Origin of the sequence: Massilia sp. GCM10023247, assembly GCF_042653325.1 — a bacterium.
Taxonomy (GTDB): domain Bacteria; phylum Pseudomonadota; class Gammaproteobacteria; order Burkholderiales; family Burkholderiaceae_D; genus Telluria.
In genome coordinates this window covers 479,755-494,348 of sequence record NZ_JBHSIB010000007.1, presented here as the reverse complement: position 1 = coordinate 494,348, position 14,594 = coordinate 479,755, and the positions used below count along the sequence as shown (strand labels likewise).

Here is a 14,594-nt window from a genome sequence, read left to right as displayed (position 1 = left end):
GGCAGCTTGGCGAATAATGGCGCACCGCATACATCCTTTATTCTTCTTCGGAGTTGCATCATGTCCCAAACGCAGCCTTCGCACGAGCACAAGCCGCTCGGCACCGTTCCTTCCGCGCCGCCTGCGCCGGCTGCCACCAAGTCTCCACCGAACAAGCGCGTGCTGGGCGTGGTCGCGCTGATCGCATTGGCGGCGATCGTTGCCGGCGGCCGCATGTGGTACCGCAGCCATTATTTCGTCGACACCGAAAACGCCTATGTCGCCGGCCACGTGCACCCGGTCTCGGCGCGCATCGCCGGCGTCGTGACCAAAGTGCTGGTCGAAGACAACCAGCACGTGAAGGCGGGCGACGTCATTGCCGAACTCGACCCTGCCGACCAGCACGTGCGCGTCGAGCAGATCGAAGCGCAGATCGCCAGCGCCCGGCAGCAGGTGATCCAGGCCGACGCCCAGGTGGCGCAGGTGCGCGCCCAGGCCGCGGCGGCGAAAGCCCAGGTCGGGCAGGCGCAGGCGCTGGCCCTGCGCGCGCGCCAGGATGCCGAGCGTTACGGCCAGCTCTACACGAAGCAGATGAAGGCCGTCTCGAAGGCCGAGGTCGATGCCGCGAACGCCGCGCGCACGGCGGCTGCCGCCGACGTCAACGCGCGCCGCGACAACGCCACTGCCGCCGAGGCCCAGATCGCCGCCGCCGGTTCCGCGCGCGACGTGCTCAAGGCCCAGATCCGGGTGCTGCAGGCGCAGCTGAAGGACGCCCGCCAGCAGGTCGGCTACAGCCGCATCGTCGCGCCGGTCGACGGCCGCATCGGCCGCCGCAGCGTCGAAGTGGGTGCCCGCGTGCAGCCGGGCCAGCAGCTCGTCGCCGTGGTCGAGGACAAGGTCTGGGTCACCGCCAACTTCAAGGAAACCCAGCTGGCCGGACTGAAGCCGGGCCAGGCGGTCGACCTGGCGGTCGACGCGCTGCCCGGCGAGCATCTGGTGGGCCGCGTGGACAGCTTCTCGCCCGCCTCGGGCAACCAGTTTGCGCTGCTGCCGGCCGATAACGCGACCGGCAACTTCACCAAGGTCGTGCAGCGCGTCCCGGTCAAGATCACGCTGGCGCCGAACGACGTCCAGCGCCTCGCCGGCCGCCTGGTGCCGGGCATGTCGGTGGTCGCCGAAGTCGACCTGCGCAAGGAGGCCGTGCAGCCGGTGCACACGGCGTCGGCACCGCAGCCTGCCCGTTAAGAGACCGTCATGACCAGTCTGACCAAGACCGGCCCGGCCGCCTTTCCGGGCGCGCCCGCGGCCGGTTCGGCCGTCGACCTGCGCACCTGGATCGCGGTGGCCGCCGGCATGCTCGGCGCCTTCATGGCCGTGCTCGACATCCAGATCACGAATTCCTCGCTGCGCGACATCCTGGGCACGCTCTCGGCGACCCAGGAAGAGGGCTCCTGGATCTCCACCGCCTACCTGTGCGCCGAGATCGTCGTCATCCCGATGACGGCGCTGTTCGCGCGCGCCTTCGGCGTGCGCCGCTACATGATCGGCACCACCGCGCTGTTCCTCGTGTTTTCGACCCTGTGCGGCGCCGCCTGGAACCTCGAGAGCATGATCGTGTTCCGCATGCTGCAAGGTTTTACCGGCGGCGCCCTGATCCCGATGGCGATGACGCTGGTGATGACGCGCCTGCCCTCGTCCAAGCGCGCGGTCGGCATGGCGGTCTTCGGCCTCACCGCCACGCTGGCGCCGGCGATGGGGCCGACCCTGGGCGGCTACCTGGCCGAGCTCTACGGCTGGCCCTCGATCTTCTACCTCAACTGGGTGCCTGGCGTGCTGCTGATCGGCGGCATGGCGTATGGCCTCGACCGCGAGCCTTCGCAGATCGGGCAGTTGGTGAACGCCGACTGGCTCGGCATCGGCCTGATGGCGATGGGCCTGGGCTGCCTGACGATCTTCCTGGAAGAGGGGAACTCGAAGGACTGGTTCGATTCGCAGTTCATCATCACCTTCGCCGCGCTGGCGCTGGTCGGCATCCTCGGCTGGGTCACGGTGAGTTTTACGCGCGCGCAGTCCTTCGTCAACCTGCGCCTCTACGGGCAGCGCAACTTCCTGATCGCGACCGTGCTGTCGGCCGTCACCGGCATGGGCCTGTACGGCTCCTCCTACCTGCTGCCGCTCTACCTGGGCCAGATCGCCGGCTACACGCCGATGCAGATCGGCGAAGTGATCGCCTGGGTCGGCCTGCCGCAGCTGATCGTGATGCCGTTTGCGGCTGCGTTATCGTCAAAGGTCGACAACCGCATCATGTGCAGCTTCGGCCTGCTGCTGTTCGGCGGCTCCTGCCTGATGAATGCCTTCATGGACGCCAGCACCGGCTACGACCAGCTGATGTTCACGCAAATCGTGCGCGCGATCGGCCAGCCCTTCGTGATGCTGACCCTGTCGAACTTCGCCATGAACGGCATCGCGCCGAAGGACATGCCCTCGGCCTCGAGCCTGTTCAACATGACCCGCAACCTGGGCGGCTCGGTCGGCATCGCGATGCTGGCGACCTCGCTCACCAACCGCGAGCATTTTCACTCGGCGCGCCTGGGCGAGTCGATCTCGAGCTATGCGGCGCCGACCCAGGAGCGCATCGAACAGATGACGCAGGCTTTCATCGCCTCGGGCGTCGACCCGGCCACGGCCGCCAACCAGGCGCTGGCCGCGCTCGACCGCATCGTGCGGCGCGAAGCCTATGTGATGGCCTACAACGACGGCTTCCTGATCGTCGGCGCGATCCTGGTCAGTTGCATCGCCATGGTCTGGCTGGCCGACAAGGTCAAGTCCCCGGGCGGCGCCGGCGGCGGCGGCCATTGAACCCATTTGAAGAGATGAGAAAAACGATGTCCGATTCCATGTTCGATTCCCTCAGCCGGATTTTCCCGCGCCCGGCGCGCGGCGTGAGCGTCGCGGCGGCGCTGGCGCTGCTGGTGGGCGGCTGCTCCACCATCGGCCCGGATTTTGTCGCGCCCAAGCCGGTCGAGGCCGCGGCCTACCGGCATGCCGACACCGCTGCTGTCGACACGGCGCGCCTGCCGGCCGCCTGGTGGACCGTGTTCGGCGACGCCGCCTTGAACCGCCTGGAAGAGCGCGCGCTGCGCGACAATCCGGGGGCCAGGGCGGCGGCGCAGCGCCTGCTGCAGGCGCAGGCGCAACTGGGCGTGCTGCGTGCCGGCCAGGCGCCGAACCTGTCGGTCAACGCCGGCCTGTCGAATTCGCGCACCTCGGCCGAGACCTCGCAAGGTCTGGCCCTGGGCGGGCGTTCGATCGAGGGCAACAACTACAGCGTCGGCGCCGCGCTGTCCTACGAACTCGACCTCTGGGGCCGGGTGCGGCGCGTCATCGAAGCGGCCGACGCCCAGGCGCTGGCGGCCCAGGACGACCGCGACGGCGTGCTGTTGCTGCTCTCGAGCCAGGTGGCGCAGAGCTACTGGCAGCTGCGCGGGCTGGATCTCGAGACCGCCATCCTGCTTGAGGCGCTGGCGGCCCGGCGCGAGGCGCAGGAGCTGGTCGAGGCGCGTTTCGAGGGCGGCCTGTCGAACGAGCTGGACGTGTCGCGCGCCCGCATCGAGCGCGCCAATGCCGAAGCGGACCTGCACGAGGTGCAGCGCCAGCGCAACCTGGTGGAGCACGCGCTGGCGACGCTGGTCGGCAGCTCGCCCAGCGCGCCGCTGCTGGCGGCTGCAGCCAAGCCGGCATTGCCGCTGCCGCCAAGCATTCCGGTCGGCCTGCCGGCCAGCCTGCTGGCCCAGCGCCCGGATCTCGCTGCCAGCGTCGCCGGCCTGCGCGCCGCGAATGCGCAGGTCGGCGTGGCCGAGGGCGCGTTCTACCCCGCGCTGACGCTGACCTCGAACTTCGGTTTCGCTTCCGAGTCGCTGCGCGAACTGGCCAGCGGCAGCGCGCGCCAGTTCTCGATCGGGCCGCTGGCCCTGTCGCTGCCGGTCTTCGACGGCGGCCGCAACAAGGCCAACCTGAGCTTGTACCGCGCCCGTTACGAGGAGGCGCTGGCGAATCACGAAAACCGCTTGCTGACGGCCTTGCGCGAAGTCGAGGACGCGCTGTCCGATTCCCAGCAGCGCCAGAAGCAGGGAGAAGTGCAGGCCCAGGCCCGGCAAGCCGCCGGGCGCGCGCTGCAGGTGGCGCAGGCGCGCTACGAGCGCGGCATCTCGACCTACCTCGACGTGACCGACGCGCAGCGCAGCGCGCTGGCCGCGGACCGCGCAGCGGCGCAGATCGGCACCCAGCGTTTATTGGCCTCGGTGGCGGTGGCGCGCGCGCTCGGCGGCGGGTGGTCGCAGCAGCCGCCGCTGGCGACGGTGCGCTGATTTGGTAGGGTGGACGGCTCCGCCCGAATGTTTGATTGTCCGCGGCGTTCATGCCGCCCACGCGTTCAACGCACCCTCGCACCGACGCGAGGTTTCACAGGCCGGTTGAACGCGTGGGCGGCATTGGAGCCGCAGCCAATCATATGCCCGGGTATAGCCGTCCACCCTACACCGCGTCCGTATTACAATCTCCTGGTTGCCTTTTCATTACTAAAACCAGGGGACCCATGAAACACCTTCTCGCTCCAATCGTGCTGGCCATCGCGGCCGGCGCAGTCGTCGCGGCCGAAGCGCCCGCCGTGCAAGCCCATGCGGCCAGCGCCGCCGAATTGACAGCGATGGCCAAGCGCTTCGCCCCGGTCGAGCTGCGCGCCGACACGGCGGCCCTGTCGAAAGGCGACCGCGCCGCCATCGTCAAGCTGATCGAAGCGGCGAAGATCATCGATACCCTGCAATTGCGCCAGCGCTGGGCCGGCAACGAGGCGCTGTGGGCCGCCCTGCAAAAGGACGATTCTGCGCTGGGCAAGGCCCGCCAGCAAGCCTTCTGGCTGAACAAGGGGCCCTGGTCCATCCTCGACAACAACAGTTCCTTCATGCCGCCGCAGTATGCGGGCATGGCGATCCCGGCCCAGAAACCGGCGGGCGCCAACTTCTATCCGGCCGGCGCCGGCAAGGCGGCCCTGGAAACCTGGATGAACGGGCTGCCGGCGGCGGAAAAGGAAGCCGCGCAGTGGTATTTCACCGTCATCCGCAGCGGCCCCGACGGCAAGTTCCGCACCGTGAAATATTCGGACGAATACCGGCCCGAACTGGAGCGGCTGGCCAGGCTGCTGCGCGACGCGGCGGCCAGCACCGACAACGCCTCGCTGAAAAAATTCCTGACCCTGCGTGCCGACGCCTTCCTGTCGAACGATTACCTGGCCTCGGATTTTGCCTGGATGGACCTCGACTCGCCGGTCGACGTCACCATCGGCCCGTACGAAACCTATAACGACGAGCTGTTCGGCTACAAGGCGGCCTTCGAGGCCTATGTCAGCGTGCGCGATGCGAAAGAAACGCAGAAGCTGAACTTCTTCGGCAAGCACATGCAGGAGCTGGAAGACAACCTGCCGGTCGACAAGCAGTACCGCAACCCGAAGGTGGGGGCGATGGCGCCGATGGTGGTGGTCAACCAGATCTACGGTGCCGGCGACGGCAATATGGGTGTGCAGACGGCGGCCTATAACCTGCCGAACGACGAGCGCGTGATCCGCGAGCGCGGCTCAAAACGCGTCATGCTCAAGAACATCCAGGAAGCGAAGTTCGAATCGACCCTGAAGCCGATTTCGAAACTGGTGCTCCGCCCGCAGGACCAGAAGGACCTCGATTTCGATTCCTTCTTCACCCACATCTTGGCGCACGAAATCATGCACGGCCTGGGACCGCACGTCACCAAAAGCGGCGGCAAGGAATCGACGCCACGCCAGGAGCTGAAGGACACCTATTCGACGATCGAGGAAGCCAAGGCCGACATCACCGGCCTGTGGGCGCTGCGCTACATGATGGACAAGGGTCAGCTGAAGGACACGCTGGGGCAGGGCGCGCAGGCCGAGCGCAAGCTGTACAACACCTTCCTGGCTTCGAGCTTCCGCACGCTGCACTTCGGCCTGACTTCCTCGCACGCGCGCGGCATGGCGATCCAGGTGAACTACCTGCTCGACAAGGGCGGCTTCGTGGCCCATGGCGACGGCACCTTCTCCGTCGATTTCAGCAAGATCCGCCAGGCCGTGATCGACCTCGACCGCGAGTTCCTGACCATCGAGGCGACGGGCGACTATGCGCGCGCCAAGACGATGATGGCGAAGTACGTGGTGATCCGGCCCGAGGTGCAGAAGGCGCTCGACAAGATGAAGGCCGTGCCCAACGACATCCGTCCGGCCTTCGTGACCGCGGCCAGCCTCACCGGCAGCACGACAAAATAGGGTTTATTGTCAGATCCGGCAGACCTTGTCGGATTTCTGATGAGAAAATATGGTGCATTTGAGTAATCTAATGATTACCGATGGCAATTCTGCTATAGTATTTTGCTTTCTGCAGGGAAAATATCCTGAGGATCAATTTCCCTGCACGCAGCCGGAGCGCTGTTCCGGTCATACTTTAGCGAGCCACATGTCTTCTTCCAAATTGACTATCGGAACCCGGCTGGCCCTGGGTTTCGGTGCCGTGCTGGTGCTGATGACGGCGTTGACGGCCCTGGCCGTCAGCCGCGTCGGCCACATCGACGCCACCCTGAACCACATTAACGACGTCAACAACGTCAAGCAGCGCCACGCGATCAATTTCCGCGGCAGCGTGCACGACCGGGCCATCGCCCTGCGCGACGTCGTGCTGTCCGCCGACGCCGGCGCGGCCCAGCCGTCGATCGAACGCATCCGTGTGCTGGCCACCCACTACCAGACTGCGGCCGTGGCGCTCGACGCGCTGTTTGCCGCCCGCAGCGATCTCCTACCCGAAGAAAAAAGCGCGCTGGCGGCGATCAAGCTCGATGAGCGCAAGACCGAGCCGCTGATCACCCAAGTCACCGCGCTGCACCTCGCCGGCGACGCCGAGGGTGCGCGCGCGCTGCTGGCCACTCAGGCCGGTCCGGCCTTCGTGTCCTGGCTGGCCAGCGTCAACGTCCTGATCGACCTCGAGGAAAGGCTGAACAAGGAAGCGGCCGCCGAGGCGCGTGCGCTGACCGGCAGCTTCTTCGCCTGGATGCTGGTGCTGTGTGCGATTGCGGTGGCCAGCGGCGCGCTCGGCGCCTGGTTCATCAGCCGCGGCCTGTTGCGCCAGCTCGGCGGCCAGCCGGAGTATGCCGCGCGCATCGTCGGCAGCATCGCCGCCGGCAACCTGGGCGTGCAGATCGACACGGCGCCCGGCGACAAGACCAGCCTGCTGTTCGCGATGAAGGGCATGCGCGACAGCCTGGTGGCGATCGTGTCCCAGGTGCGCACCGGCACCCTGACGATTGCGAACGCCTCGACCGAGATCGCGGCCGGCAACCAGGATTTATCGGGCCGCACCGAAAACCAGGCCGATACGCTGAGGGATACGGCCGCCTCGATGGCGGAGCTGACCGGCACCGTGCGCCAGAACGCCGACAATGCGCACCAGGCCAATGCCCTCGCCGAGTCCGCCTCCAGCGTGGCGCTGCGCGGCGGCGCGGTCGTCGCCCAGGTGGTCGAGACGATGGCCTCGATCAACGCCTCGTCCAAGCGGGTGGTCGACATCATTGGCGTGATCGACAGCATCGCCTTCCAGACCAACATCCTGGCCCTGAATGCCGCCGTCGAGGCGGCCAGGGCGGGCGAGCAGGGCCGCGGCTTCGCAGTGGTGGCCACCGAGGTGCGCAACCTGGCGCAGCGTTCGGCCGCGGCGGCGAAGGAAATCAAGTCGCTGATCGGCAGCTCGGTCGAGCGCGTCGACGCCGGCGCCCGCCTCGTGGACGAGGCCGGCAGCACGATGGACGAGATCGTCAGCAGCGTCAGGCGGGTGACCGACATCATGGCCGAGATCAGTGCGGCCAGCGCCGAGCAGCGCGCCGGCATCGAACAGGTCAACGCGGCCATCGGGCGCATGGACGAGGCGACGCGCCAGAACGCCACGCTGGTCGAGCAGGCCAGCGCCGCGGCCGCCTCGCTGCAGGACGAGGCGGCGACGCTCGCCGGTGTCGTCAGTGTTTTCAAGATGGACAGGGAAAACGGCCCCGCTGTTGCGCCGATGCCGCATCGGAAGGCCCTGGCGTTGTCGGCTTGAAAACGCACAAAAATATTTCTGCTCGGGAAGATATTCTGGGTTCTAGAATTGCTCTGAAGCATTTCGCCGAACCCGGAAGTCTCCCATGTTCAAATCCTTGCTGTCCCTTGCGCTGCTTGCCGGCAGCGCTGCCCAGGCCGCCGAACTGACCGCGCTCGAACAGCGCTGGCTGCAGGCCGCCAGCCCGGTCCTGGCCTATTCCCAAAGTTTAAAACTGCCGATCGACATCATCGTGCAGCCGCAGGCGCGCGCCAGCGACGTGCCGCTGGCAATGGGCTTCGATGGCGGCCGCTGCAAGCTGGTGCTCTCGCTGCGCGGCAATCCGCAAGCCGAAACCGTGCTGGCTGCCGTGCCGTCCGAGCGTCATGGCGAACTGATCGAGGCGATGGCGGCGCACGAGGTAGCCCATTGCTGGCGTCACGCCCAAGGCGCCTGGAATGCGCTGCCGGCCGGGTTCGCCGAGGTCGGCGAAGAGACGGCGGCCGACGCGCGCCTGCTGGCGGCGTCGAAGGCCTTGCGCGAATCGCGCCGCGAAGAAGCCTATGCCGACCTGGCGGCGCTGGCCTGGACCCGCCAGCGCAATCCCGAAGCCTATGGCCGCGTGCACGGCTGGCTCGAGGCGATCCGTACCGAACAGACGCAGGCGCGCGGCGGCCACGATACCCGGGTCTGGGTCGCGCTGGCCCGCGATGCCAGCCGCATGGGACAGAGCGGTTCGCCGTTCGACGACGTGGCGGCGCTGTGGCGCGAGGGCCTGCTGCACGACTAGAGCCAGGCTCGACCGTATTTTGTGGTTTTCCCGGCAAGTGTTCGTTGACGCACAGATAGTAAGTGGGGTGGGGCGTTTAATGATGCTTTCACAACAACTTACAAGAGGGACACCGCCATGAAATCGCTGCTTGCAACCTTGCTGGCCACCGCGGCCGGCGCCAGCTTCGCTGCCGCTCCTACCGCCGCCCTCAACCACGATGCGGCGACTTACCGCAACGTCACCCAGAAGGCAGCGACCGAATACAAGGCGGCCACGGCGAAGTGCGACGCCAAGAGCGGCAACGACAAGGATATCTGCATGGCCGAGGCGAAAGCGGCCCGCGCGCGCAGCGAGTCCCAGGCCATCGCCAAGTACAACAATTCCGAGCAGGGCCGCGCCAACGCCCGCGCCAAGGTTGCCGAAGCCGAGTACGACGTGGCCAAGGAAAAATGCGACGACAAGAGCGGCGCCGAGAAGGACAGCTGCCTCGATAACGCCAAGTCGGTGCGCACCGCCGCGCTGGCCGATGCCAAGGCCGGCCGTACCAGCGCCACCGCAGGCGCCAATGCCGCCGCGGACAGCGACGGCCTGATCGCCAGCACCGACACCAAGGACCCGGCCAAGGCCGCCGCCGTCGCCAAGTGCGAGCAGGTCGCCGGCTCCGACACCGCCTGCCTGGTCGACAACAAGGGCAAGGCCACCGCGCTGGCGAACCGCGCCGACAACGCCACCGAACGCGCCGCCGACAAGACCCGTGACGGCGCCGAGACCGTGGTCGACAAGACCAAGGCGGCAGCCGCCACCGTTGTCGCGAAGACCAGGGAAATGGCGTCGAACGTCGGCGACAAGACCAGGGAAGTGGCAGCGGACGCCAGGGAAGAGAGCAAGGATGCCGTCGCGAAGACCGACAACGCCGCCGAGCGTGCCGGCGACAAGACGCGCGACGCCGGCCGCGCCACGGCAACGGCTGCTTCCGACACGGCGATCACCACCAAGGTCAAGGCCAGCCTGTTCAAGGAGCCGGAACTGAAATCGATGGCGATCAACGTCGAGACCGAGAAGGGCGTCGTCATGCTGAGCGGCTTCGTCGAGTCGAAGGCCGAGGCCGACAAGGCCGTCAAGGCGGCCAGGGAAGTCGATGGCGTCACTAGCGTGAAGAACAACATCAAGGTGAAATAAAGGCACGGTCGACGCCGCGGCGTCGATAGGGCAACGCGCGCACCATTTCCGTATGGCTGCGCGCGTTGTCGTTCATGCGTGGCAGCCGCGCCACCATCGGGCGCGCCCGGCGCCGGTAAATGGCTGGGCACCCGTCCGGGCGAGTATAATTTTCGGGTGAATAAACTCGAAGCCTTCGGATACATCGTGGCCCAGGCGGCCCGCGGTGAGATCACCTTCCCCACCAGCGTCAATGCCGTGCTCCGTTTGCAGCAGGCGCTCGAGGATCCCGACTGTCCCCTCGACGAGGCGATCCGCCTCGTGCTGGCCGAGCCGCAACTGGCGGCGCGCACCGTTGCGCTCGCCAATTCGGCCGCCTTTGGCGGCGGTGGCGGCCCGCCCGTCACCAACGTGCGCGCGGCCATCACGCGCATCGGCTACCGGCGCCTGCAGGCGCTCGTCGCCAGCCTGATCGTGCGCCAGTTCGGCAGCCGCATCAAGGACCCGGGGCTGCGCGCCAAGGCCGAGCAGCTGTGGGAGCACACCACCCACGTGGCGGCCCTGGCCGCCGTGCTGGCCCGGCGCGTGACGGGCGTGAACCCGGATACGGCGCTGTTCGCCGGCATCATCCACGAGGTCGGCGGCTTTTACCTGCTCTCGCGCGCCGACGAGTTCCCCGGCCTGCTCGACGACGATCCCGAAAAATGGGGAGAATTGTGCGAGGACGTGGTCAGCGTGGAAGTGCTCAAGAAGCTCGACGTGCCGGCCCCGGTACTCGAGGCCATCGGAGAACTGCGCCGCGCCTGGCTCAACATGCCGCCTGCGACCCTGCTCGATACCCTGCTGCTGGCCAACCAGTATGCTCCGGTGGCCTCGCCCCTGGGCACGGTGGCCGCGCCCTTGCCGGACCATGCCGACAGCGCGCTCGACCTCGTCATCGACGAGGAACTGCTGGCCACGATCCGCGCCGAAGCGCTCGACGCCTGTCGCGCGTTCGGCGGGCCGCTGCTGGTCTAGTCCCAGCCTAGTCCCACTGCAGCACGCCGGCGCGCCAGGCCGGCGTGCGCGCGACCAGCGGGCGCTCGCGCAGCAGGCGCACGACCGCCCGCACCGCGGGCTCGCCCATCCGTTCGCGCAGGCCCGCGACGACGAACTGGCGCCGCGCAGGAATCGGCAGCGCGGCGACCCGCACGCCTTCCGGTTCGGGAAAGGTGGCCAGCCGCGGCAGGATCGAAAAACCCATGCCGCGCGCCACCAGCGCGGCGATGCTGGTGTCGTTGGCCAGCGTGCGCGCCGCTTCGGCTGCGAAGCCGGCCTCGCGGCAGCGCGCCAGGATCGCGTCGGCTCCCGAGCAACCGAGCTTGATGAAGGGCAGGGCCGCATCCGGCCAGCCGTTCGCCGTGCCCGCCGGCGCGGCGGCAGGCAGCACCAGCATGTAATCGTCCGACACATACGACAGCGAAGCAAACCCTTCCTCCAGCGGCAGCTGGGCGATGCCGATGTCGGCGCGGCCTTCGCGCAGCGCGGCGCTGACGTCGCGCCGCTCTTCGCAGCTGTCGTCGATGTCGGCGTGGAGCGCCGGATGGGCCCTGGCGAGCGCCTCGAGCAGGTGCGGCAGCAGGTGGGTGCCGATGCTGCGGAAGCAGGCGATGCGCACCCGGCCGCGTAACTGGTCTGCCTCGTGGGCGCTGCGCACCAGGTCGGCTTCGAGTGTGAGGATCTGGCGCGCCTTGGCCAGCACGCGGCGGCCGGCCTCGGTCGGGACCGAGCCTGTGCGCGCGCGCAGCAGGAGCAGCACGCCGAGGTCGCGTTCGAGTTCGGCGATGGCGTGGCTGATGCGCGACTGTGTGCAGCCGAGTTCGGCCGCGGCGGCGCTGAAACTGCCGTGGTCGGCCACGGCCGCAAACATCTTCAATTGGCTCAGTCGCATGCCATCGAAATCCTTCATGTCGGGCCGGCAATTATGCAGCATTTCGGTTGAGCCGGTCCCGGCGTGGCCCAAGAATGGCGGCTCCATCCACCATCATGAGTTCGACAATGAACAAGCTAACCCCGCAGTCCGCCCTGGTCCTGATCGACGTGCAGCTGGCCTTCAATGCGCCCGATTGGGGCCGGCGCAACAATCCCGACGCCGAGCAGCGCATCGCCGAGCTGCTGGCCGCCTGGCGCGCCTCGAAGCGCCCGCTGTTCCACGTCCAGCACCGGCGCGAGCGGCCGGCCAGCCTGTTCTACGTCGACGGGCCCGGGTTTCCCTTCAAGCCGGAGGCGGCGCCGCTGGCGGGCGAGCCGGTCGTGCACAAGGACGTGAACAGCGCCTTCATCGGCACCGACCTGGAAGCGCGCCTGCGCGCGGCCGGCGTCACGACGCTGGTGATCGCCGGCCTGACGACCGACCATTGCGTGTCGACCACGACGCGCATGGCCGGCAACCTCGGTTTCGAGACCTACATCGTCGGCGACGCCAGCGCGACCTTCGAGCGCACCGGTCCCGACGGACGCCATTACAGCGCCGAGCAGATGCACGACGTGGCGCTGGCCAGCCTGCACGGCGAGTTCGCCACGGTGGTGTCGGCGCGCGAGGTGGCGGCGGCGCTGGTGTGAGCGCTGCGCCGCGTGAAGTTCAGCAGGCCTGTGCCGCCTGCGGGCGGCGCATCCCCAGCATCAACAGCGACAGGAGCACGCCCGTGACGGCAAGCCCCGCCGCGACCCACTGCGGCGCGGCATAGGAATAGCCGAGCGTGAGCGGAATCCCGCCGAGGAAGGCGCCGGTCGCGTTGCCGATATTAAAACCCGACTGGCCGAGCGAGGAGCCCAGCATTTCCGCTGCGCGCGAGTGCTCGATCAGGAGCATCTGGATCGGCGGGCCGAGCGCCAGCGCATTGGCGCCGGTGGCAAAGGCCAGCACCAGCATCGCCGGCTGCGAACCGGCCAGCAGGCCGTTCATGAGCAGCAGCGCGGTCATGCTGGTCAACAGGATGGCGATCGCCCTGATCGGCGCGAAGCGGTCCGCCAGGCGCCCGCCGGCCAGCACGCCGGCCGTCATGCCGATGCCGACCACGGTCATGATCAGCGGGATCTGGCCGGGCGCGAAGCGCGATACCTCGGTCAGCAGCGGCGCGATGTAGCTGAACCAGGCGAAGAAGCCGCCGGTGCCGATCGAGGTGATCGCGAGCGCCATCCACAGGTCGCGGCTGCGGAAAATGCGCAAGTCCTTCATGATGCCGGCGCTCGGGCGCGCCTCGAAGAAGGGCACCAGCTGCTTCAGGCAGAGCGCCGTCGCCAGGCCGATCGCGGCCACCACCAGGAACACCAGGCGCCAGCTCAGGTTGTGGCCGAGCCAGGTGCCGAAGGGCACGCCGATGACGTTGGCCAGGGTCAGCCCGGTGAACATGGTCGCCAGCGCGGCAGCGACTTTTCCCGGGTCGGCCAGGCGGCTGGCAACGACCGCGCCGACGCCGAAGAAGGCGCCGTGCGGCAGGCCGGCCAGGAAGCGCGATACCAGCATCATCCCGAAATTCGGGGCCAGCGCGGACAGGGCATTGAAGAGCGCGAACATCAGCATGAACCAGATCAGCACGGTGCGCGGCGGCCGCCTGGCCAGCAGGCTGACCAGGGTCGGCGCGCCGACCACCACGCCCAGCGCGTAGGCGGTGATCAGGTAGCCGGCCTGCGGGATCGTGATCTGCAGGCCGCTGGCGACGTCGGGGAGGATGCCCATCATGACGAATTCGGTCATGCCAATGCCGAAACCGCCCAGGGCCAGTGGAAACAGGCTCTTCTTCATCAAAACGTGGTGTCTTTATATGTAGGGGTAATGCCGGCCGGGTCTCGCGCCGGGCCGGGAAGCCGGCCACTATAGTCTTCCTCGCGCGCCCAGTCCGCTTTCGGATGGTGATGTCAGGTATGCGGTGGGTTGATGGCCGTGGCCGCCGCCCGGCGTGTCAGGCCTCGTCTTCGCCCGGCCAGCGGATGCGGCCGTGGCCGGCGTCGTTCAGGCGCGCGGCAAAGCCGGATGCGGCCGCCTCGGGCAGGCTGAACGTGAAGACCACGTCGTCGGCATGCCGCACCTCGAGCAGGGAGGCGCCGGCCACCTCGAGCTCGCGCCGGATCATGCCCTCGAAGGCATACGGCGCCGCGCAGCGCAACTGGACGTGGCGCACGATGGCGGCCTTGTCGGCGCCGAGCAGGGCCTGGGCCACGCTGTCGGTATATGCGCGCACCAGGCCGCCCGCGCCGAGCTTGACGCCGCCGAAGTAGCGCACGACGGTGGCCAGCACGCCTTCGAGGTCCTGGTGGCGCAGCACGTCGAGCATCGGCCGGCCCGCGGTGCCGCTCGGTTCGCCGTCGTCGACGGCCGCCGATTGCCCGCCCGCCAGCAGCGCCCAGCACACGTGCGCGGCCGCCGGGTGCGCGGCGCGCAGGGAGGCCACGACCTGCTGGGCGCCGGCACGGTCGACCATCGGCTGCACGCAGGCGATGAAGCGGCTCTTCTTGATGACGAGTTCGTGGTGGACGGGAGCGAGGATGGTCTGGGGCATAGGCAGCGGCAGGTGGCAGGCAAC

General features: G+C 68.1%; 12 protein-coding genes. 9 read left to right on the top strand and 3 right to left on the bottom strand.

Annotated elements, in window-relative coordinates; translation table 11 throughout:
• The first annotated feature begins 60 nt into the window (after positions 1-60).
• The 8 genes from ACFPAH_RS05905 to ACFPAH_RS05870 all read left to right on the top strand — a co-directional run bounded on the left by ACFPAH_RS05905 (position 61) and on the right by ACFPAH_RS05870 (position 11,049).
• Positions 61-1,224: an HlyD family secretion protein gene (locus tag ACFPAH_RS05905; RefSeq protein ID WP_379742060.1), complete on the top strand. Its 1,164-nt coding sequence runs from the start codon at positions 61-63 to the stop codon at positions 1,222-1,224.
• A gap of 9 nt (positions 1,225-1,233) precedes the next feature.
• Positions 1,234-2,838, top strand: a complete 1,605-nt coding sequence (locus ACFPAH_RS05900; protein WP_379742057.1) for a DHA2 family efflux MFS transporter permease subunit — start codon at positions 1,234-1,236, stop codon at positions 2,836-2,838.
• Positions 2,839-2,864: 26 nt separating this feature from the next.
• On the top strand, positions 2,865-4,346 hold the full coding sequence (locus ACFPAH_RS05895) for an efflux transporter outer membrane subunit (RefSeq protein ID WP_379742054.1): 1,482 nt from the start codon (positions 2,865-2,867) through the stop codon (positions 4,344-4,346).
• 227 nt (positions 4,347-4,573) lie between these two features.
• Positions 4,574-6,307 (top strand): dipeptidyl-peptidase 3 family protein, encoded by a 1,734-nt coding sequence (locus tag ACFPAH_RS05890; RefSeq protein WP_379742051.1) that lies wholly within the window; start codon positions 4,574-4,576, stop codon positions 6,305-6,307.
• Between the two features lie 187 nt (positions 6,308-6,494).
• Complete coding sequence (locus ACFPAH_RS05885) at positions 6,495-8,123, top strand: methyl-accepting chemotaxis protein (protein WP_379742048.1); 1,629 nt, start codon at positions 6,495-6,497, stop codon at positions 8,121-8,123.
• An 85-nt stretch (positions 8,124-8,208) separates the two neighbouring features.
• Positions 8,209-8,892 carry a hypothetical protein gene (locus ACFPAH_RS05880; protein ID WP_379742045.1) on the top strand — a complete coding sequence of 228 codons (684 nt, stop codon included), beginning with the start codon at positions 8,209-8,211 and terminating at the stop codon, positions 8,890-8,892.
• A gap of 117 nt (positions 8,893-9,009) precedes the next feature.
• Positions 9,010-10,053: a BON domain-containing protein gene (locus ACFPAH_RS05875; RefSeq protein WP_379742042.1), complete on the top strand. Its 1,044-nt coding sequence runs from the start codon at positions 9,010-9,012 to the stop codon at positions 10,051-10,053.
• Positions 10,054-10,209: 156 nt separating this feature from the next.
• On the top strand, positions 10,210-11,049 hold the full coding sequence (locus tag ACFPAH_RS05870) for an HDOD domain-containing protein (RefSeq protein ID WP_379742039.1): 840 nt from the start codon (positions 10,210-10,212) through the stop codon (positions 11,047-11,049).
• Positions 11,050-11,056: 7 nt separating this feature from the next.
• Here ACFPAH_RS05870 and ACFPAH_RS05865 read toward each other — a convergent pair whose 3' ends face one another.
• A complete protein-coding gene (locus ACFPAH_RS05865) occupies positions 11,057-11,962 on the bottom strand; it encodes a LysR family transcriptional regulator (RefSeq protein ID WP_379742036.1) in 906 nt (301 codons plus the stop codon).
• Positions 11,963-12,069: 107 nt separating this feature from the next.
• Here ACFPAH_RS05865 and ACFPAH_RS05860 point away from each other — a divergent pair, with 107 nt between their 5' ends.
• Positions 12,070-12,633 (top strand): cysteine hydrolase family protein, encoded by a 564-nt coding sequence (locus ACFPAH_RS05860; protein WP_379742033.1) that lies wholly within the window; start codon positions 12,070-12,072, stop codon positions 12,631-12,633.
• Positions 12,634-12,652: 19 nt separating this feature from the next.
• Here the strand turns inward: ACFPAH_RS05860 and ACFPAH_RS05855 are convergent, their stop codons facing one another.
• Both ACFPAH_RS05855 and ACFPAH_RS05850 read right to left on the bottom strand, forming a co-directional pair.
• Positions 12,653-13,816 (bottom strand): MFS transporter, encoded by a 1,164-nt coding sequence (locus tag ACFPAH_RS05855; RefSeq protein ID WP_379742030.1) that lies wholly within the window; start codon positions 13,814-13,816, stop codon positions 12,653-12,655.
• Between the two features lie 157 nt (positions 13,817-13,973).
• Complete coding sequence (locus ACFPAH_RS05850) at positions 13,974-14,570, bottom strand: IMPACT family protein (protein WP_379742027.1); 597 nt, start codon at positions 14,568-14,570, stop codon at positions 13,974-13,976.
• Positions 14,571-14,594 lie beyond the last annotated feature (24 nt).